The sequence below is a fragment of the Mesorhizobium sp. IMUNJ 23033 genome (assembly GCF_044778005.1).
Lineage (GTDB): Bacteria > Pseudomonadota > Alphaproteobacteria > Rhizobiales > Rhizobiaceae > Mesorhizobium > Mesorhizobium amorphae_A.
In genome coordinates, this window is the sequence record NZ_JBJACT010000025.1 from 55,555 (window position 1) to 73,418 (window position 17,864).

General features: G+C 65.5%; 17 protein-coding genes and 1 pseudogene. 9 read left to right on the plus strand and 9 right to left on the minus strand.

Translation table 11 applies throughout. The features are described 5' to 3' along the window. Nucleotides 1-142 precede the first annotated feature (142 nt). The 6 genes from ACFX5Q_RS24215 (at nt 143) to ACFX5Q_RS24240 (ending at nt 5,911) form a co-directional block, all read left to right on the plus strand. Entirely contained in the window at nt 143-910 is a 768-nt protein-coding gene (locus tag ACFX5Q_RS24215; RefSeq protein ID WP_404282095.1) for an SDR family NAD(P)-dependent oxidoreductase, read from the plus strand. After that, nucleotides 907-1,851: a 2-dehydro-3-deoxygalactonokinase gene (locus ACFX5Q_RS24220; RefSeq protein ID WP_404282097.1), complete on the plus strand. Its 945-nt coding sequence runs from the start codon at nt 907-909 to the stop codon at nt 1,849-1,851. The genes ACFX5Q_RS24215 and ACFX5Q_RS24220 overlap by 4 nt, the downstream gene beginning before the upstream one ends. After that, nucleotides 1,848-2,486 carry a 2-dehydro-3-deoxy-6-phosphogalactonate aldolase gene (locus tag ACFX5Q_RS24225; RefSeq protein ID WP_404282099.1) on the plus strand — a complete coding sequence of 213 codons (639 nt, stop codon included), beginning with the start codon at nt 1,848-1,850 and terminating at the stop codon, nt 2,484-2,486. The genes ACFX5Q_RS24220 and ACFX5Q_RS24225 overlap by 4 nt, the downstream gene beginning before the upstream one ends. Beyond that, a complete protein-coding gene (locus ACFX5Q_RS24230) occupies nt 2,486-3,361 on the plus strand; it encodes an SMP-30/gluconolactonase/LRE family protein (protein WP_404282101.1) in 876 nt (291 codons plus the stop codon). The genes ACFX5Q_RS24225 and ACFX5Q_RS24230 overlap by 1 nt, the downstream gene beginning before the upstream one ends. A 112-nt stretch (nt 3,362-3,473) precedes the next feature. Continuing rightward, nucleotides 3,474-4,541, plus strand: a complete 1,068-nt coding sequence (locus ACFX5Q_RS24235; protein WP_404282103.1) for a D-alanine:D-lactate ligase-like protein — start codon at nt 3,474-3,476, stop codon at nt 4,539-4,541. A 113-nt stretch (nt 4,542-4,654) separates the two neighbouring features. After that, nucleotides 4,655-5,911 (plus strand): low temperature requirement protein A, encoded by a 1,257-nt coding sequence (locus ACFX5Q_RS24240; protein ID WP_404282105.1) that lies wholly within the window; start codon nt 4,655-4,657, stop codon nt 5,909-5,911. Between the two features lie 104 nt (nt 5,912-6,015). Here the strand turns inward: ACFX5Q_RS24240 and ACFX5Q_RS24245 are convergent, their stop codons facing one another. The 3 genes from ACFX5Q_RS24245 to ACFX5Q_RS24255 form a co-directional block, all read right to left on the minus strand. Beyond that, entirely contained in the window at nt 6,016-6,381 is a 366-nt protein-coding gene (locus tag ACFX5Q_RS24245; protein WP_404282107.1) for a DUF1850 domain-containing protein, read from the minus strand. Continuing rightward, nucleotides 6,378-8,468, minus strand: coding sequence for a TRAP transporter permease (locus ACFX5Q_RS24250; RefSeq protein ID WP_404282109.1), 2,091 nt, complete (start codon nt 8,466-8,468; stop codon nt 6,378-6,380). The genes ACFX5Q_RS24245 and ACFX5Q_RS24250 overlap by 4 nt, the downstream gene beginning before the upstream one ends. A 158-nt stretch (nt 8,469-8,626) precedes the next feature. Continuing rightward, entirely contained in the window at nt 8,627-9,586 is a 960-nt protein-coding gene (locus tag ACFX5Q_RS24255; RefSeq protein WP_404282110.1) for a TAXI family TRAP transporter solute-binding subunit, read from the minus strand. Between the two features lie 315 nt (nt 9,587-9,901). On the opposite strand from ACFX5Q_RS24255, the gene ACFX5Q_RS24260 reads away from it, so the two are divergent. The 3 genes from ACFX5Q_RS24260 (at nt 9,902) to ACFX5Q_RS24270 (ending at nt 12,000) form a co-directional block, all read left to right on the plus strand. Beyond that, nucleotides 9,902-10,270, plus strand: a complete 369-nt coding sequence (locus ACFX5Q_RS24260) for a YciI family protein (RefSeq protein ID WP_404282112.1) — start codon at nt 9,902-9,904, stop codon at nt 10,268-10,270. Between the two features lie 117 nt (nt 10,271-10,387). Further along, nucleotides 10,388-10,741: a YciI family protein gene (locus ACFX5Q_RS24265; protein WP_404282113.1), complete on the plus strand. Its 354-nt coding sequence runs from the start codon at nt 10,388-10,390 to the stop codon at nt 10,739-10,741. Further along, nucleotides 10,741-12,000 carry an RNA polymerase sigma factor gene (locus tag ACFX5Q_RS24270; protein WP_404282115.1) on the plus strand — a complete coding sequence of 420 codons (1,260 nt, stop codon included), beginning with the start codon at nt 10,741-10,743 and terminating at the stop codon, nt 11,998-12,000. Before ACFX5Q_RS24265 ends, ACFX5Q_RS24270 begins: the two co-directional genes overlap by 1 nt. A 14-nt stretch (nt 12,001-12,014) precedes the next feature. On the opposite strand, the pseudogene ACFX5Q_RS24275 reads toward ACFX5Q_RS24270, so the two are convergent. The 6 genes and pseudogenes from ACFX5Q_RS24275 to hrcA all read right to left on the minus strand — a co-directional run bounded on the left by ACFX5Q_RS24275 (nt 12,015) and on the right by hrcA (nt 17,811). Beyond that, a pseudogene (locus ACFX5Q_RS24275) lies at nt 12,015-12,639 on the minus strand (glutathione S-transferase family protein). 266 nt (nt 12,640-12,905) lie between these two features. Then, nucleotides 12,906-13,886, minus strand: coding sequence for a cysteine synthase A (gene cysK, locus ACFX5Q_RS24280; protein WP_006205370.1), 981 nt, complete (start codon nt 13,884-13,886; stop codon nt 12,906-12,908). A gap of 347 nt (nt 13,887-14,233) precedes the next feature. Further along, nucleotides 14,234-14,851: a LysE family translocator gene (locus ACFX5Q_RS24285; protein WP_404282117.1), complete on the minus strand. Its 618-nt coding sequence runs from the start codon at nt 14,849-14,851 to the stop codon at nt 14,234-14,236. Between the two features lie 85 nt (nt 14,852-14,936). Continuing rightward, nucleotides 14,937-16,292: a PQQ-dependent sugar dehydrogenase gene (locus tag ACFX5Q_RS24290; protein WP_404282119.1), complete on the minus strand. Its 1,356-nt coding sequence runs from the start codon at nt 16,290-16,292 to the stop codon at nt 14,937-14,939. Nucleotides 16,293-16,388: 96 nt separating this feature from the next. Continuing rightward, entirely contained in the window at nt 16,389-16,586 is a 198-nt protein-coding gene (locus ACFX5Q_RS24295) for a hypothetical protein (RefSeq protein ID WP_192179437.1), read from the minus strand. Between the two features lie 142 nt (nt 16,587-16,728). After that, a complete protein-coding gene (gene hrcA, locus ACFX5Q_RS24300; RefSeq protein WP_404282121.1) occupies nt 16,729-17,811 on the minus strand; it encodes a heat-inducible transcriptional repressor HrcA in 1,083 nt (360 codons plus the stop codon). Nucleotides 17,812-17,864 lie beyond the last annotated feature (53 nt).

Below are 17,864 nucleotides of genomic sequence, written 5' to 3' on the forward strand. Positions count from 1 at the left end.
GCCAACGCTTTGCCTATCCGGCGGCCCCGGTGAGGGCGCTCCCTCCATTTTGTCAGACATAAGCGCCAAAATCTGTTTTTCGCCCTTGCTCGCCGGAGATCGCTGGCTAGGATGCGCGCCGTCCATAACGGAGAGAAAAAACATGATGCCATCGGCGCGCTTTGCCGACCTTGAAGGCGCCTCGGTGCTGATCACCGGCGGCGGCTCCGGCATCGGTGCCGCGCTGACCGAAGGCTTCTCCCGGCAGGGCGCGAAGGTCGCCTTCATCGATATCGCCGATGGCCCGAGCACGGCACTTGCCGATCGCATCGAAAACGAGCTTGGCCGGCGGCCGCTCTATCTCAAGACCGATCTGCGTGACGTCGAGGCGCTGCGGGCTTCAGTCGCCAAAGCGGCCGCGGCGCATGGCGATGTCACCGTGCTGATCAACAACGCCGCGCTCGACGACCGCCATGCCGTCGAGGACGTCACCGTCGAGTTCTGGGACAACAACCACGCGGTCAATCTGCGCCCGCATTTCTTTACCGCGCAGGCGGTAGCGCCGGGCATGAAGCGGGCCGGCGGCGGCTCGATCATCAACTTCACCTCGACGTCCTATCTGATCAACCACCCGGACATGCCGGCCTATACGGCCGCCAAGGCCGGCATCCTTGGCCTCACCAAGGGGCTCGCCGGCAAGCTCGGCGCCGACCGCATCCGCGTCAACGCGCTGGCGCCCGGCTGGGTGATCACCGAACGGCAGAAGGAACTCTGGGTCACCGAGCAAGGGCTCGCCGCCCATGTCGCCAAGCAGTGCATCAAGGAGGTCATGCAGCCGGACGACATCGTCGGCACGGTGCTGTTCCTGGCATCCGACGCCTCGCGCATGCTGACCGCGCAGATGCTGATCGTCGATGGAGGCTTCCTGTGAGCGCGCTACCGGCGGTCGCGGCCGTCGACTGGGGCACGACCCGCATGCGGGTCTGGCTGATCGATGAAACAGGCAAGGTTCTTGCTGAGCGTCGCGGCGACGACGGGCTGATCACCGCGCAGCAGAAAGGGTTTTCCCCCATCCTCGAAGGGCATCTGGCGGCTCTCGGTGCGCCGGAAGCACTGCCGGTCATCGTCTGCGGCATGGCCGGCTCCCGCCAGGGCTGGCTCGAGGCGCCCTATGTCACCGTGCCGGCGCCGATCGGCGCCATCCTTGCAGGCGCCGCCCAAATTCCCGGCCAGCGGCGGGATATCCGCATCGTGCCCGGCCTCGCGCAGCGCCTCACCGATGCGCCCGATGTCATGCGCGGCGAGGAAACCCAGCTTGCCGGCTCCGGTTTGCCGGCAAAGGGCCGCCATCTCGTCTGCATGCCGGGCACGCATTCGAAATGGGTCCTGGTCGAGGACGGCGCGGTTGCCGGCTTCGGCACCTGGCCGACCGGCGAATTGTTCTCGGTGCTGGCGGCGCATTCGATTCTGCGCCATTCGCTGGGCGAGCAGCCGAAGCCCGTCGCGCCGGACAACTCGTTCTTCCAGGACTGGTGCCGCACGGCGCTGGCCGAAGGCGGCGATGTCACCTCGAAACTGTTTTCGATCCGCGCCGCCGGCCTGCTGCAAGACCTGAAGCCCGACGATGCCGCCGCCTGCCTGTCCGGCCTGCTGATCGGCGGCGAGATCGCCTCGGCAAAGCGCCGCTACGGCGCCGGTACAGCGCCCGTCGTGCTGGTCGCTTCCGGCGCGCTTGCCATGCTCTATGGAGCAGCGCTCGGCCTTGCCGGACTCGCAGTAAGAGCTGTCGACGCCGACGAGGCGGTGCGGGCCGGCCTGGTCGAGGCCGCGCGCGAAAACGGCATGATCGCCAGAAGTGGAGTTGCAGCGTGACCCGGACCGCACCGTTCCCGAAGGTCAAGCGCGGCCTGGTCGCCATTCTGCGCGGGTTGAAGCCCGAAGAGGCGGTGGCCATCGGCACGGCGGTCTTCGAGGCCGGCATCGAGGCGATCGAGGTACCGCTCAATTCGCCGGACCCGTTTTCGTCGATCGCCGGCATCGCCGAGGCGCTTCCGCCTACCGCGCTGGTCGGCGCCGGCACGGTGCTGACACCGGCCGATGTCGACGGCTTGCACAAGGCCGGCGGCAGGCTGCTGGTCAGCCCCAACGTCGACGCCGATGTGATGCGCCGCGCCATGGACCACGGCATGGTGACAATGCCTGGCGTCTTCACGCCGACCGAAGCCTTCCAGGCCATCCGGCTCGGCGCCTCGGCGCTAAAATTCTTCCCGGCCAGCGTGCTCGGTGCGAGCGGCATCTCGGCCGTCCGCGCGGTGCTGCCGGCGGACACGCTGATCGGTGCCGTCGGCGGCGTCTCGGAAAAAGATTTTGCCGGCTATAAAGCTGTTGGCGTCACTGTCTTTGGCCTCGGCTCCAGCCTGTTCAAGCCGGGCATGCGCGTCGACGAGGTGGCGACCCGCGCCCGTGCCGCGGTGGTGGCCTGGGACATGGCTTTCGGGGGCGCATGATGGACACTGTTTCGGTCTTTTGCGACCACATCTGTCAGCTCGGCGAGGGACCGAGCTATGATCCCGGCACCGATGCTCTGTTCTGGTTCGATATCGTCAATGGCCTGCTGTTGGAGAAGGGCGTTACCTCCGGCGCGCTGAAGATCCATGCGCTAGGCCTGATGGCCAGCGCCATCGCCATCATCGACGACCAGCGCCAGCTGATCGCCACCGAAACCGGCCTGCATGTCCGCGATGTCGCGACCGGCAGCCTGACGCTGCACACGCCGATCGAGGCCGACAATCCGCTCGCCCGTTCCAACGATTCCCGCGTCCATCCCTGCGGCGCCTTCTGGGTCGGCACGATGGGCAAGGGTGAAGAGAAAGGCGCAGGCTCGATCTATTGGTTCTTCAAGGGCGAGTTGCGCAAGCTGTATTCCGACATCACCGTATCGAACTCGATCTGCTTTTCCGAGGACGGAACGGTCGCCTATTACACCGACACCGGCACCGGGCTGCTGATGCGCGTCGCCTGTAACCCGGCGACCGGCCTGCCCGTCGGCGAGCCGAAGGTCTTCGTCGACCATCGCTCGTCCAAGGGCTATGTCGACGGCTCCGTCGTCGACCGCGACGGCGTGCTGTGGAACGCCGTCTGGGGCGGCAAGGCGGTCAAGGCCTATGCGCCCGACGGCACGCTGCTGCGCGAGGTATCGATGCCGGTGACGCAGCCCTCTTGCCCTGCTTTTGTCGGCGCGAAGGCCGACAGGCTGGCGGTGACCTCGGCGTGGAAGGGCAAGGACGACAAGCAGCGCAAGCTCGACCCGCAGGCCGGCATGACCTTCCTGATCGATATTCCCGTCAACGGCCGCTTCGAGCCGCGCGTGCTGATCGCCTGAATCTCCTGATCGGCGGACGCTGTCACGCAACCGTCCGGAGCAGTCGGTTTCGCGAAAGCCGTTGGCAGGCGCCATGCGAAGGTGGGCGCATTGCCCGGGAGCGCGTTGATCAATGTCGAGCCGCCAACCAAAACTGATCCTTGTCCACGAGCCGGAAAAGGCCTGTTTCCATCGGCTCGTCGCCGATGGTCATGCGCCGGAACGCGCCGCCGAGATTTCGTCCTATCTGGCGCAGTCGACCGATCTCGTTCGCGAATTCGATGCGCTTGCCGCCGCCTGCCACAAACGCGGCCTCGCCTTCGTGCCGGTGGCGCTCGACGATGCGACAGGTGTGCTCGCGGGAGCCGATCCCGACACCACGCTGGTATGGACGCTGACCGACGGCATTGCCTATTTCCGCGGCGGCGCGGCCCCTGCGCTGGCGCGGCTGAACGGCCTGGGGACGATCGGCGCCGACGACGCGCTGTTCGCGCTCTGCCAGGACAAGTTCCGCTCCGGCGCCGTGCTCGCCGCGCTCGGCCTGCCGGTGCCGCAGGCCGGCCTGGCGCGCGACGGAAGCTGGCTGGTCGAGCCGCCGGCTTCGGCGGACGGCTGGTTCGTCAAGCCGAACCGTCTCGGTGCCAAGATTGGCATCTGGCCGGATTCCCGCTGCCATGATCTCGGCCACGCGCTGGAGCTTAGCGGGCGTGTTTTTACCGCCTATCGCGATGATGTCGTCGTCCAGCCCTATGTCTCCGGCCGCAATGCTCGCGCCAGTTTCCTTGGGCTGAAGCCGGAGACCGGCGTCGAGGCGCTCGGCATCGCCTTTGTCGATTCAGGTGGCGATTTCCAGACCATGGAAGACAGTCTGGCGCTCTATGGCGAGACCGGCGAGGCGGCGAAGGCGACAGGACGCTATGCCGAACCGGTGCTTGTCCCGGTTGGAGCCAGCCAGCCGGGAGCCGACGCAAAAATCCGCCGTATCGCCGAGAGGCTGATCGTTGGACTTGGCCTGCGCGATGTGTTTTCCATCGATTTCAGGATCGAGGCCGACGACCGCGTCCATCTCATCGAGTTCGAGGTCTGTCCCGGCTTGCCCTGCTTCGATTTTCGCGACTATTGCCGCCAGCAATGGGGCTTGAGCCTGGCCGATGCCATGGCCGAGACGGCGGCGCGCCGGTTGCCTGGCCAGACCGTTTAAACGGCACGGACCTACAAACCCGCCGGGCTTGGTAGCGTGCGGCCGGCTGCGCGCCTTGACGCTTTCTGCCTTGTCTCTAGTGTCGGTCGACGAGGCCCAACGAAGAGCGCGCGATGAATACCAAGCCCGTCAGTTCCGAGACGCTCCATCATCATGTCAGGCGCATGGCTGGACGCCATCCGCATGAGGAGCATCGCGTCGCAACCCCGCTCGAACTTCTGTTCGACCTTACTTTCGTAACAGCTTTCGGCCTTGCCTCATCCCAGCTCGCGCATGCGCTGGCTGAGGGCCACTATGCGGCGGCCCTGCTGGGCTTCGGCTTCGCAAGCTTCGCCATCTGCTGGGCCTGGGTCAATTTCTCATGGTTCTCCTCGGCCTACGACACCGACGACTGGATTTTCCGCCTTGTCACCATGGTGCAAATGATCGGCGTGCTGGTGCTGGCAATCGGCCTGCCGCGCATGTTTGCCTCGATCGAGCATGGCGAACATCTCGACAATTCGGTCATGGTGCTTGGCTACGTCATCATGCGCGTCGCCATGGTGTTCCAGTGGCTACGCGCGGCCAGGCAGGACCCTGATCGGCGCCGGGCCTGCCTGACCTACGCCACAGCGATCTCGGTGGCCCAGGTCGGTTGGGTGGTGCAGATCCTCGCCGATTTCTCGGTCGGCGTCAGCCTTATACTCGCCTGCGTCCTCGCATTGGTCGAATTGGCGGGGCCGGTGATCGCCGAACGCAGGGATGGCGGCACGCCCTGGCATGCCCATCACATCGCCGAGCGTCACAGCCTGTTCGCCATCATCGCGCTGGGCGAGGGTGTCGTCGGCACGCTCGCGTCGCTGTCGGCCGTGGTCGAGGAGCAGGGCTGGACCATGGATGCGGCTCTGGTTTGCATCGCCGGCACCGGGCTGACCTTCGGCATGTGGTGGATCTATTACATACTGCCTTCGGCGCGGATCCTTCATGCCCACCGCGATCGCGCATTCGTGTGGGGTTATGGGCAGATGCTGGTCGTGACCGCCATCGTTGCGACCGGCGCCGGGCTCCACGTCGCGGCCTATTTTATCGAGCACAAGGCTCACATCGGCCCGCTTGCGACGCTGCTTACCGCCGCTATTCCCGTGGGTATCTTCCTGGGGCTGATCTATGCGCTCTACTATTACCTTGTTCCGCGCTTCGATCCGTTTCACATCTGGCTGCTGCTCGCGACCGCGGCGGTCGTCGCGCTCGCCGTTTTCGCCGCGCTTGCCGGCGTCGACATGGCGGTCTGCCTCATCATTCTAATGCTCGCACCGGCCGTGACTGTCGTCGGCTACGAAGCGCTCGGACACCGCCACCAGACGGAAGCGCTCGCAAGCGACGAGCACTGAGGCAATTCGGACCTGGACGTCGATTGCTGGATGGGTCGCGCGCCGGCCAGATATTGGTTGTTGTCAAACGGCTCCGGCCGGTTGTCGGCTAAAAAAGTTCGGGATCATGGTCTGGCGCACGATTCCAGCACGATCGTGTCGCCAGCCGCCTTGCCAAGTTCGCGGCAGCCCTGATCCGTGCACAGCGTCCAGCCTTCGCCGGTCGCGCCGGATGCGGCGAGCACGAGGCGCGGCTGTGGCCCGATCCCGGGCGTGTAGGTCCACCAGCCGTCCCGCAAAACCGCGCCCTCGGGCGGCTCCATGCCTGCGCCGGACCCTTTGACGCGTGCTTCGACGACCTGCAGCCCGGATGGCAGCACGGTCCAGTCTTCCTGCCAGCGCGTCCTTTCCACCGAGTGCGTCCAGGACAGGGTGAAGGCGGCGACAGCGAGCTTGACCGTCTTGCCGGCGGCGAGGATGCAGAGGCTCATGCGGCGCTGGATGCCTGGCGCGCGCGCCAGACATGCCAGCCGATCCACAGCAGAGAGAGCGCCCAGCCGGCCTCGTCGGTGAGCGGAAGTGTCGCGACCAGCAGCACGCCGGCGGCAAAGGCGACCAGGCGTTCCCACCAGACCATGCGCCGGACGACGAAGCCGACGGCGGCCGCACCCCAGAGCACAATGCCCATGCAGGCCTTGACGACGACATAGGCGACTTCGACCGGATAGCCGAACTGCGCGGCGAGCGGGCCGGCATCCTGCAGCATCAGCGCCGGAGTGTAGACCGCCATGAACGGCACGACGAAGCCGGCGATGGCTAGCTTGGTCGCCTGGACGCCGATCTTGAGGCCGCTTTCCTTGGCCATGGGTGCGGCGGCAAAGGCGGCCAGCGCCACCGGCGGGGTAAGGTCGGCCATGATGCCGAAGTAGAAGACGAACATGTGACTGACCAGCAGCGGCACGCCGAGCTCCAACAGTGCCGGTCCGGCCAGCGACGAGGTGATGATGTAATTGGGGATGGTCGGGATGCCCATGCCGAGCACCAGGCAGGTGAGCATGGTCAGCACCAGCGACAGGAACAGATTGTTCTCGCCGATCGAGATGATCCAGCCGATGAAAGTCGAGGCAATGCCGGTCAGCGTCAGCGTGCCGATGACGATGCCGACGATGGCGCAGGCGATGCCGACCGGCAGTGCGTTCTTGGCGCCTTCGGCAAGCGAGTCGACGCATATGGCAAGCGTCTCACGACCGCCCTTGAAGGTGACGCAGGCGACGATGAGCGCGGCGATGACGAGGCTGAGGATATTGACGCCGAACTTCATGAAGGACGCTGCAGCAAGCCCCAGCGCCAGCCAGAAAACGATGCGGAAGGCCAGTGGATCGATCAAGGCAGCCAAAGGCGTGCCGAGGATGAGCACGATGGTCAGCGCCAAGCCCATTGTGCCGGCGAAGATTGGCGTGTAGCCGGCAAACAGAAGATAGACCAGCGCGGCGAGCGGCAGCACCAGCGGCCAATGCTGTCTCACCGCGTCCCAGGGATTGGGCAACTCCGCCTTGGCCATGCCGTGCAGATTCGCCTTGCCGGCCTCCAGATGCACCTGCCAGAAGCAGGCGCCGAAGTAGAGCAGGGCCGGGATGATCGCCGCCTTGACCACCTCGGCATAGGGGATGTTCAGCGTCTCGGCCATGATGAAGGCGACCGCGCCCATCACCGGTGGCATGATCTGGCCGCCCATGGAGGAGGTCGCCTCGACGGCGCCGGCGAAGGCCGAGCGGAAGCCGAAGCGCTTCATCAGCGGGATGGTGAACTGGCCGCTGGCCACCACATTGGCGACGCCGGAGCCGGAGATGGTGCCCATCAGCGCCGAGGACAGCACGCAGACCTGCGCCGGTCCGCCGCGCCACGAGCCGACCAGGCCCAGCGCGAAATCGTTGAACAGGGCGATCATGCCGGCGCGTTCGAGAAAGGCCGCGAAGACGACGAAGATGAAGATATAGGCGGCCGAAACATAGACCGGCGTGCCGTAGATGCCTTCGGTGCCGAAGGCGAAGGTGTCGATCAGCTGGGCGAAATCATAGCCGCGATGGATGAAGGGCGGCGGCAAATGATTGCCGACGAAGCAATAGGCGAGGAAGACGAAAGCGATGACGGCAAGCGGCAGCCCCATCAGCCGCCTAGCGGTCTCGAAAACCAGCACCACCAGCAGCGAACCGACGATCAAGTCGGGCGTGGTGAGGAAGCCGGAACGGCGAATCAAGTCGGCATAGAAAACCCAGTTGTAGAGGCCGGTGCCGAAGCCGAGCAGGCCGAGAACCCAGAAAACGGCTTTCGCCGGCAGGCTGCTGGCGCGCAGATTGGCGATCAGGGCGAAGCCGAGCAACAGCAGGAAGCCGACATGCATGGCACGCACCACCTGGCTGGGCAGGCTGCCATAGGCGGCGACATAGATCTGGAAGACGGAAAAGGCGACGGCGATGAGGAAGGCCGCCTTGCCGGCGAGGCCTTCGCCGAAGCCCGCCGGCAGGACTTCGATGGGCTCTTCGACGGCAGGGGAAAGAACGGTCGGGGTTTCGGTCATTGGCGGGTTCCTGGTGGCATCCCTCCCCCTTGAGGGGAGGGTGCGGAGCGAAGCGAGGCGGGTGGGTCGGTCCGGGCAGCGCGCGGCATGAACCCGACCCCACCCGTCATCCGCCTTCGGCGGCTGTCCACCCTCCCCTCGAGGGGGAGGGAAGGCGCTTACTTCACCAACCCCTTTTCCTTGTAGTAGCGCTCCGCACCCGGATGCAGCGGCACCGGCATGCCGTCGAGCGCCTTGGCCGGGTCGATCGCCTTGGCGGCGGCGTGGGCGGCGGCAAGCTGGTCGAGATGCTCGAACATCAGCTTGGTCATCTGATAGGCGGTCTCGTCCGAGACGTCGGCGCGGGTGACGAGGAAATTGCCGACGGCGGCGGTAGCGACATCCTCGGTCTGACCTTCATAGGTGCCCTTGGGGATAACCACCGAAAGATAGGGCGAGCCGATCTTGGCGACGGCATCCGCCGGCACGGCCACGACGTTGATCGGGACAGAGGTGGCGAGGTCGCGGATCGAGGCGACGCCGAGGCCGGCCGATTGCAGCGTGGCGTCGAGCTGGCGGTTCTTGATCAGCTCGACCGATTCGGCAAAGGGCAAATATTCGACGCGGCCGAGGTCTTCATATTTCAGGCCGGCGGCCGCGAAGATGGCGCGGGCGTTGAGCTCGGTGCCGGAGGCCGGCGCGCCGACCGACAGGCTCTTGCCCTTCAAATCGGCGAGCGTCTTGATGCCGGACTCCTTGCTGGCGACGATCTGGATGTAGTTGGGGTAGATGGCGGCGATTCCGCGCAGCTTATCGAGCTTGCCCGGGAAACCGGCTTCGGTGTTGCCCTCGGCGGCGAGCTTGACGGAGTCGCCGAGCGCGAAGGCGATCTCGCCCTTGCCCTGCTGCAGCAGGTTGAGGTTCTCGACCGAGGCTTTCGTCGCCTGCACCTGGGTGCGGGCGCCCTCGATGCCCTTGCCGTAGATCTCCGACAGCGCGACGCCGAGCGGATAATAGACGCCCGAGGTGCCGCCGGTCAGCACGTTGATGAATTCCTGCGCCCCGGCCGGCACCGCGCCAAGGCCAAGCGACAGCGCCATTGCGCCGACAGCAACAAATTTCGTCCTAAAACTGAACATCACATCCTCCCTGAAATAGTGGTCGTCGTACCGTCTCCCGGCACGAACCGGGGCGAGTTTAGACGGCAGGCGACAAATGCCAACCTGCAATTGCATGCCTTCTATTTGACCATGATCCTTTCCAAAAACCGGCTTCCACTTTTTGGGATCATGGTCTGGGACGAACGGTTGAGTGATGCCACGGTGGGCGCCGGCTTGCGCAGGATGCGACGAAGGCCGAAAGATTTTTCCGGAACCTGTCGAAATCGGCCGAGACCGCACGACATAGGGTCGGCCCGCAACGGAGCGGGCCGTTCGAAAAAGCGGGAGAAGACCATGCGATACATGCTTTTGATCTACAATGACGAAGCCGCGACGGCGAATGCGCCGCGCGAGAGGACCGAGCAGATCCTCGCGGCCTATGGCGCCTATACCGAAGCGTTGAAGACATCAGGCGCATGGCTGGCCGGCGACCGGCTGCGCCCGACCCAGGCGGGCGCCTCGGTGCGGATGGCGGACGGCAAGACCAACGTGCTCGATGGCCCCTATGCCGACACCAAGGAGCAACTTGCCGGCTTCTACATGATCGAAGCGACGGACTTCGACACGGCCAAGAAATGGGCTGAACGGTGTCCGGCAGCCAGCACCGGCACGGTCGAGGTGCGCCCGATCTGGGAAATGACCGAGTACCTGTCTGAGAAATGATCGAAACGCCATGACGAAGCCGAAAGGATTTTCGCGGCGCCTATCGAAATCGGCCGATGTCACGCGACATAGGGTCGGCCAGCAACGAAGCGGCCTTCGAGAAAACGGGAGAAGACCATGCGATACATGCTTTTGATCTACGTCAACGAAGCCGCGATGGCGGCCGCGCCGACCGAGAAGACCTACGAGATCAGCGCGGCCTACGGCGCCTATACCGAGGCGTTGAAGAAGTCCGGCGCCTGGCTCGCCGGCGACCGGCTGAAGCCGACCCAGGCCGCCACTTCGGTGCGGATGGCCAACGGCAAGACCAACGTGCTCGACGGTCCCTATGCCGACACCAAGGAGCAGCTCGCCGGCTTCTACATGATCGAGGCCGAGGACGCCGATGCCGCGATCGCCTGGGCGGCGCGCTGCCCCGCCGCCAGCGCCGGCACGGTCGAGCTGCGGCCGATCTGGGAACAGACCATGTGATGGAAAATGGCCTGGAGATCGCGCGGGCGGCGGCGGAAGCGGCCGCCCGGCAGAGCTACGGCAAGCTGGTCGCCTGGCTCGCCGCTCGCACGCGCGATGTCGCCGGCGCCGAGGACGCGCTGGCCGATGCCTTCGCGGCGGCGCTGGAGCGCTGGCCAAAGGCCGGCGTGCCAGACCGGCCGGAAGCCTGGCTGCTTGCGGTGGCACGGCGGCGCCGGGTCGACGCGATCCGGCGGCGGCTGACCGGCGAGGCGGCCCGCGACCATCTCAGGCTGGTCGCCGAGGAAATGGAGGCGAACATGAATGACGACGAGCTGCCCGACGAGCGTCTGCGGCTGATGTTTGCCTGCGCCCATCCGGCGATCGAACCCGGCGTACGCGCGCCGCTGATCCTGCAGACCATCCTCGGCTTCGATGCGGCGACGATCGCCTCGGCATTTCTGGTGTCGCCGGCAACGATGAGCCAGCGCCTGGTGCGCGCCAAGAGCCGCATCCGCGAGACTGGCATACCCTTCCGCGTGCCCGAACGGGCCGAGCTTGGCGAGCGGCTCGACGCGGTATTGGAAGCGATCTATGCGGCCTTCGCGGAAGGCTGGTCCGATCCGGCCGGCACCGAGACGCAGCGGCGCAACCTCGCCACCGAAGGCATCTGGCTCGGCCGGCTGGTGGCCTCGCTGATGCCGGAGGAACCCGAAGCGCTGGGCCTGCTTTCGCTGATGCTGTTCGCCGAGGCCCGCCGCGCGGCGCGGCGCAGCCCCGAAGGCGATTTCGTGCCGCTTGCCGAACAGGACATCGCGCTGTGGGACGACATGCTGATCGACGAGGCGGAAGCGCTGCTCGGGCGCGCCGCGGCCAAGGCGGTGATCGGCCGCTACCAGCTCGAGGCCGCCGTGCAATCGGCGCATACGGCGCGGCGGCGGAACGGCCGCACCGACTGGGCGGCGATCCGCCAGCTCTACGACGCCCTGCTGGCGATTGCCGGCTCGCCAGTGGTGGCGATCAACCGCGCCGTGGCGATTGCCGAGGCCGAGGGCGCTGCAGCGGGATTGGCAGCACTATACGTGCTGGGTGACGACAAGCGGCTTGCCGACTACCAGCCCTATTGGGCGGCGCGTGCGGGCCTGCTGGCCAGGCTCGGCAACACCAGCCAAGCCGTCGAGGCCTACGACCAGGCGATCGGTCTGGAACGCGACCCGGCCGTGCGTCGCTTCCTGCAGCAACGGCGCGCGGAACTCGGCAACGACGCGACGAAGCACTGAGTCTTCAGTGCGGCTCAGGCCGGCCACATGTCATGCGCAGCGTTCAGCTTCCGCATCAACTCATGATCGCGCAACCTGGCCCACAGCCGCTCGATATCAGGCCAGGCGGCGCGAGCTTTCTCGACCTCGGGGTGCCAGGCCACCAGCATGATGAGATAGATATCGGCCACCGAAAGCCGCTCGCCAACCAGCCAGTCGCGGCCAGCAAGAGCCTTGTCGAGGATAGCAAAGCCGCGATCCATCTCGGCGACCGCTGCCTGCTTCACTGCTTTCACCCCCTCCGCGTCGACCGTGTAGCGATGGGCGTAGTAGAGCCGCAGAATCGCCGGATAGACCGCCGCCGAGATGAAAGCCATCCAGCGCAGGAAGTCGGCGCGGGCGGGCGAACCGGCGGCCGGAGCCAAGCCCGCCTCCGGGTGGCGCTCGGCGAGCAGGATGCAGGTCGCCGCCGATTCGGTGATCGAGCTGCCGTCCGGCAAGGTCAGCACCGGAACCTGGTTCAGAGGGCTGATGTCGAGGAAGGCCGGATCTGGCGGGTCCTTCTTCGGCACGTCGATCTGGTCGAACGGAGCCGGCTAGAGCCAGCGCTGCCTCGACGACGAAGCCGCCGCTGCCGGGGCGTGTGTAGAGCTTGTACATGAGGTCCCTCCGCCAGCCCGAATCTGGCCGGCGGCGATTTGAACCGGAAGCAGCGCGCCGCTCAAGCGGTTGGCGGACGCCACGGGTGCTTTTTCAGCGGTCCAGGGCCGACGCGCAACCTTTTGATGCGGCGGGATAGCGCCCCCCTTTCAAAACGGCTTTCATTTCTGCACCGCGGTATTCCTCGGCCGCGGTCACGGCATGGATCCAGGGGCTGCGCTCCGCTTCGCGTTCGCTCCGCCCTGGGATGACGAAGCGTCGGGGAGCTAAGCCCCCAGCCCGTCGAACAAAATGGTCGACAGATAGCGCTCGGCGAAGGAGGGGATGACCACCACCAAATTCTTGCCCTTGTTCTCCGGCCGCGACCCGACGACGATCGCCGCCTGAAGCGCCGCGCCGGATGAAATCCCGACCGGCACGCCTTCGAGGCGGGCGACGAGGCGCGCATTGGCGACCGAATCCTCGTTCGAGACCTTGACGATCTCGTCATAGATCGAGGTATCGAGGATCTTTGGCGCGAAGCCGGCGCCGATGCCCTGGATCTTGTGCGGGCCGGGCTGGCCGCCGGACAATACCGGCGAGGCTTCCGGCTCGACAGCCACGACATGCACCGAGGGCTTGCGCTGCTTCAGCACCTGGCCGACGCCGGTGATGGTGCCGCCGGTGCCGATGCCGGCGACGAAGATATCGACCTCACCCTGGGTGTCGTTCCAGATTTCCTCGGCCGTGGTGCGGCGGTGGATCTCCGGATTGGCCGGGTTCTCGAACTGCTGCGGAATGATGGCGTCGGGCAGAGTCGCGGCCAGCTCGTCGGCCTTGGCGATGGCGCCCTTCATGCCCTTGGGACCTTCGGTCAGCACCAGCTCGGCGCCGAGCAGCGCCAGCATTTTCCTGCGCTCTACAGACATGGTTTCCGGCATGGTCAGGATCAGCTTGTAGCCCTTGGCGGCGGCGGCGAAGGCGAGCGCGATGCCGGTGTTGCCGGAGGTCGGCTCGATCAGCGTCGTCCTGCCGGGGGCGATCCGGCCCGATGCCTCCAGCGCCTCGATCATGGCGACGCCGATGCGGTCCTTGACCGAAGCGATCGGGTTGAAGAATTCGAGCTTGGCCAGGAGATTGGCGACAACGCCCTTCTCCTTGGCGAATTTGTCGAGCCGCACCAGCGGCGTGTCGCCAATCGTCTCGGTGATCGAATTGTAGACGCGGCCGCGGCCGGGCACGCGCGTGGAAGAGACGGGCTTGTTCATTGGTTTCGCTCCCAGAAGTCAGGCAATTGACATGGTCGGACTAACATAGGCGGACAGAATAGGGCTTTCGGTCGCGCAAGATAGGCTGCAGCTTGAAAATATCCGAGTGGGGCGCTTGCTGAAAACTGCCCTGTCCCGGAAACGCATTTTCCGGATAGGCCGATTTGCGGAATGGATTGGCCGAGAGAAGGCTGATCGTGCACCAAGGTGTATTGAGATTCAGGTCAGGCCGAGCCGAAAATGCTGGCTTGCGAGAACCGGAGCGGAGCGTACTTTTGGGTACGTGAGCGCCGGAAGCGCAGCAAGTCAGCGTTTGCAGGCCGGCATCACCTGAATATCAATGCACCTTACTGGCGGGCGGCAATCGCTGCGGCGGCGCCGACCATGAAGCCGGCGGCGGTGCGGTTCAACGCCTTCAGCGCCCTTGGCGACTTGAGGAACCAGCGCGCCTTGGCGGCGAGCGCCAGATAGGGCACCAGCACCACCAGGAGCACGACGACGGTGAGCGCGACGAGAATACCGTAGTCGACCAGCGTGATGGTCTTCAGGTCGACGATGGTCGGCGTGATGGCGAGATAGAAGATCATCGTCTTCGGGTTGCCGATCGTGACGGTGAGGCCGGCGAGGAAGCTCGCCAGCAATCCGCCCTTGCCCCTCGTCGCCTCGACAGTCTCGGGCGTGATGCCGCTGGTCCAGAAACGCCAGCCAAGGAAGGCGAGATAGGCAACGCCCAGCCATTTGATCGCCAGGAAGACCATGCCGAAGGTCTGAGCGACGAAGGCAAGGCCGAGCACGACGGCGGTGAGATAAATGAGGTCGCCGAGCATCAGACCGAACGACATTGCCAGCGACGAGCGGAAACCGGAACCGAGCGCACGCGCCACAAGCGCGGTGACGCCAGGCCCGGGAATGGCAGCGGCGATGCCGAGGGCGGCGCTGTAGGCGATGAATCCGGTGAGGGTCATAAGTCCAGCCTTGAATGAAGGCGCCTTTTCGCACGAAAGCGCCCAGGCTGTGAACCGGATTCGATTGCGCCAGAGGGCGAACGCCTCAGGTCGGGCCGTCGTTGTAAGTGACGCGCCAGATGGTGCCGTTGCCGTCTTCGGTGACGATCAGCGAACCGTCTTTGGCCACCGCAATGCCGACCGGCCGACCCCAGACCGCGTCGTCGGCGATGACGAAGCCGGTCATGAAATCCTCATACTCGCCGGTCGGCTTGCCGTCCTTGAATTTCAGCCGCACCACCTTGTAACCCGTCCTGATGTCGCGGTTCCAGGAGCCGTGCAGGGCGACGAAGGCATCGCCCTGATACTCGGCGGGGAAGCTGTTGCCGGCATAGAAGGCGATGTTGAGCGGCGCCGAATGCGCCTGCATCAGCACGTCGGGCACGGTCACCTTGCCGGCGAGGTCGGGACGCTCGCCCTGGTGGCGCGGATCCTCGTTGTTGCCGATGTAGTACCAGGGCCAGCCATAGAAGCCGCCATCCTTGACCGTCGTCGCATATTCGAACGGGACATTGTCGCCGAGTTCGTCGCGCTCGTTGACGACGCACCAGAGCGCGCCTGTGGCTGGCTGAACGGTCATGCCGGAACAGTTGCGCAGCCCGGTGGCGAAGCTGCGTCGGTTCTTGCCGTCGGGATCGAAGGCAAGAACATCGGCGCGGCCTTGCTCGGAGCCCCAGACCGCGCCCAGCGGCTGCGATTTCACCCATGGCTCGAGCCCGCCCTCCGGTTCCTTGCCGATACCCTCGGCAACATTCGAGCCGGAGCCGACCGACAGATAGAGCGTCTTGCCGTCGGGCGAGAAGGCGATGTCGCGGGTCCAGTGGTGGCTGGAGGGGATGTCGGCGACAATGGACTCCGGCTCGCCGGCGGCCTTCAGGTCGCCGTCGCGATAGGCAAAGCGCACGACGCTGTTGCTGTTGGCGACATAGACCCATTGCGGCTTGTCGCCCGGCGGGTAGAAGGCGATGCCGTAGGGCCGGTTGAGGCCTTTGGCAAAGGTGGTTTCCTCGGCAGGCTTGGCGCTGCCCTCGGTGAGACGGTAGACGCGTATCTGGTTTGCCTTGCTGTCGGCGACGAAGAGGTCGCCGTTCGGGGCGACGCGTACGACACGCGGACTGTCGATGCCGGAGGCAATCAGCTCTACCGAAAAGCCCGGCGGCAGAATTGGCTTGGCGTCTTCGGGACGGTCGGCCAGGCCGGCTCCGTTGGACGCGGATTCGGTGAGGTAAGGGGCCAGCATATCATCAGGCCTGATCAATCGACGCACCCCCGGCCTGTCGGCCTTCCAGTCGCCGAAGGCGGCTTTCCCCGTCAGCACCGGCTGGTCCGCCTGCTGCGCGAAGCTGGTGGTGGCGACAAACAGAGCCGCGACAACGACCGCCGGACCGAACAATCGGATCATTGTAGTCTCCGGATCACCTTGACCAGCGAAACGGGCAGACCCGCCTGCTTGTTCCGAGCAGGGCCTCGGCACATAGGGATTTGAAGGATCGCCGGTTCAGGTCCCGGCAGCGTAGAAATCGTCGTCGAGACGCTTTTCCAGTTCAACGAGATCGGCCGGCAGCGGCAGGCCCATGGCGCGCAGCTCCCTCAGCTTTTCGCGCAGCTGCTCCTGTACTTCGTGCTGGTCCTCGGGCTGGTTGACCATTTCCTCGAGCAACAGGCTGATCTGGGCTTTTAGCGATTCCAACGCCATTCTTTTTCTCCTCGGCCGCCTGTTTCTTCCAAGGTGTGTTGAGATTCGGGTCAGCACCGGAGTCGAAGACGGGCGCGAAGCGACCAACATGGTGGTTTTCGACCCGCGTTTGCAGGCCGGCCTCACCTGAATACCAATTCACCTAGCGCAGCATGCGCGAAATAAGCTGCGCCGTATAGTCGACCATCGGCACTATGCGGGCGTAGTTCAGGCGCGTCGGGCCGATGACGCCGAGTGCACCGACGACGCGGGCGTCCTTGTCGCGGTAGGGCGCGACGACCAGCGACGAGCCGGACAGCGAAAACAGCTTGTTTTCCGAGCCGATGAAGATGCGCACGCCCGGTCCTTCCTCGGCAAGGTCGAGCAGCTGGACCAGCCCGTCCTGCGTCTCCAAGTCCTCGAACAGATGGCGCAGCAACTCGATGTCGGCCTGGGCGGTGACGTTTTCCAAGAGATTGGCGCGCCCGCGCACGATAAGACGCGCCGGCAGGCCACTGTCGGCGCCGGCCCACACCGCCAGACCCTTCTCGACCAGGTCCTGCGACAGCGTGTCGAGGGCTGCCCTGGTCTCTTCCTTGATGCGGGCGATCTCGATGCGCGCCTCGGCCAGCGTGCGGCCACGGATATGGGCGTTGAGGAAGTTCGAGGCCTCGTGCAATTGCGAGACGGTGATGCCGGCGGGCAGGTCGACGACGCGGTTCTCGACATCGCCGTTCTGCGACACCAGCACGGCCAGCGCCTTGGTCGGCTCGAGCTGGATGAATTCGATGTGCTTGAGCGCTACCTCGTTCTTGGCGGCGAGCACCAGGCCAGCGCCGCGCGACATGCCCGACAGCATCTGGCTGGCCTCGGTCAGCATTTGCTCCAGCGTCGCGCCCGAGCCGGAGGCGCGCACCTGCGCCTCGATGATGCGGCGCTCCTCGTCGGAAAGGTCGCCAAGCTCCATGAAGGCGTCGACGAAGAAGCGCAGGCCGGTCTGGGTCGGCAAGCGGCCAGCCGAGATATGCGGCGCATAGATCAGGCCGAGATGTTCGAGGTCGCTCATCACGTTGCGGATGGTGGCCGGCGACAGCGACGACGGCAGGATGCGCGACAGGCTGCGCGAACCGACCGGCTCGCCATCCCTCAGATAGGAATCGACGATGCGCCGAAAAATGTCGCGCGAACGCATATCCAGTGACTGGAGCACCGGCGACTGCGACGCGGGATCGACTGCCTTGGTCATTCGGGCCAAAAACCTCCGGTTCAAATATAGACTTAGGCCGTGCCGGCGCAACC

What these genes read in the sequence shown, in the direction of transcription:
- ACFX5Q_RS24240 (WP_404282105.1), top strand. Translation starts at nt 4,655, where the DNA reads ATGAATACCAAGCCCGTCAGTTCCGAGACGCTCCATCATCATGTCAGG.
- ACFX5Q_RS24290 (WP_404282119.1), bottom strand. Translation starts at nt 16,292, where the DNA reads ATGATCCGATTGTTCGGTCCGGCGGTCGTTGTCGCGGCTCTGTTTGTC.
- hrcA (WP_404282121.1), bottom strand. Translation starts at nt 17,811, where the DNA reads ATGACCAAGGCAGTCGATCCCGCGTCGCAGTCGCCGGTGCTCCAGTCA.
- ACFX5Q_RS24235 (WP_404282103.1), top strand. Translation starts at nt 3,474, where the DNA reads ATGTCGAGCCGCCAACCAAAACTGATCCTTGTCCACGAGCCGGAAAAG.
- cysK (WP_006205370.1), bottom strand. Translation starts at nt 13,886, where the DNA reads ATGAACAAGCCCGTCTCTTCCACGCGCGTGCCCGGCCGCGGCCGCGTC.
- ACFX5Q_RS24215 (WP_404282095.1), top strand. Translation starts at nt 143, where the DNA reads ATGATGCCATCGGCGCGCTTTGCCGACCTTGAAGGCGCCTCGGTGCTG.
- ACFX5Q_RS24245 (WP_404282107.1), bottom strand. Translation starts at nt 6,381, where the DNA reads ATGAGCCTCTGCATCCTCGCCGCCGGCAAGACGGTCAAGCTCGCTGTC.
- ACFX5Q_RS24260 (WP_404282112.1), top strand. Translation starts at nt 9,902, where the DNA reads ATGCGATACATGCTTTTGATCTACAATGACGAAGCCGCGACGGCGAAT.
- ACFX5Q_RS24285 (WP_404282117.1), bottom strand. Translation starts at nt 14,851, where the DNA reads ATGACCCTCACCGGATTCATCGCCTACAGCGCCGCCCTCGGCATCGCC.
- ACFX5Q_RS24265 (WP_404282113.1), top strand. Translation starts at nt 10,388, where the DNA reads ATGCGATACATGCTTTTGATCTACGTCAACGAAGCCGCGATGGCGGCC.
- ACFX5Q_RS24230 (WP_404282101.1), top strand. Translation starts at nt 2,486, where the DNA reads ATGGACACTGTTTCGGTCTTTTGCGACCACATCTGTCAGCTCGGCGAG.
- ACFX5Q_RS24270 (WP_404282115.1), top strand. Translation starts at nt 10,741, where the DNA reads ATGGAAAATGGCCTGGAGATCGCGCGGGCGGCGGCGGAAGCGGCCGCC.
- ACFX5Q_RS24295 (WP_192179437.1), bottom strand. Translation starts at nt 16,586, where the DNA reads ATGGCGTTGGAATCGCTAAAAGCCCAGATCAGCCTGTTGCTCGAGGAA.
- ACFX5Q_RS24250 (WP_404282109.1), bottom strand. Translation starts at nt 8,468, where the DNA reads ATGACCGAAACCCCGACCGTTCTTTCCCCTGCCGTCGAAGAGCCCATC.
- ACFX5Q_RS24255 (WP_404282110.1), bottom strand. Translation starts at nt 9,586, where the DNA reads ATGTTCAGTTTTAGGACGAAATTTGTTGCTGTCGGCGCAATGGCGCTG.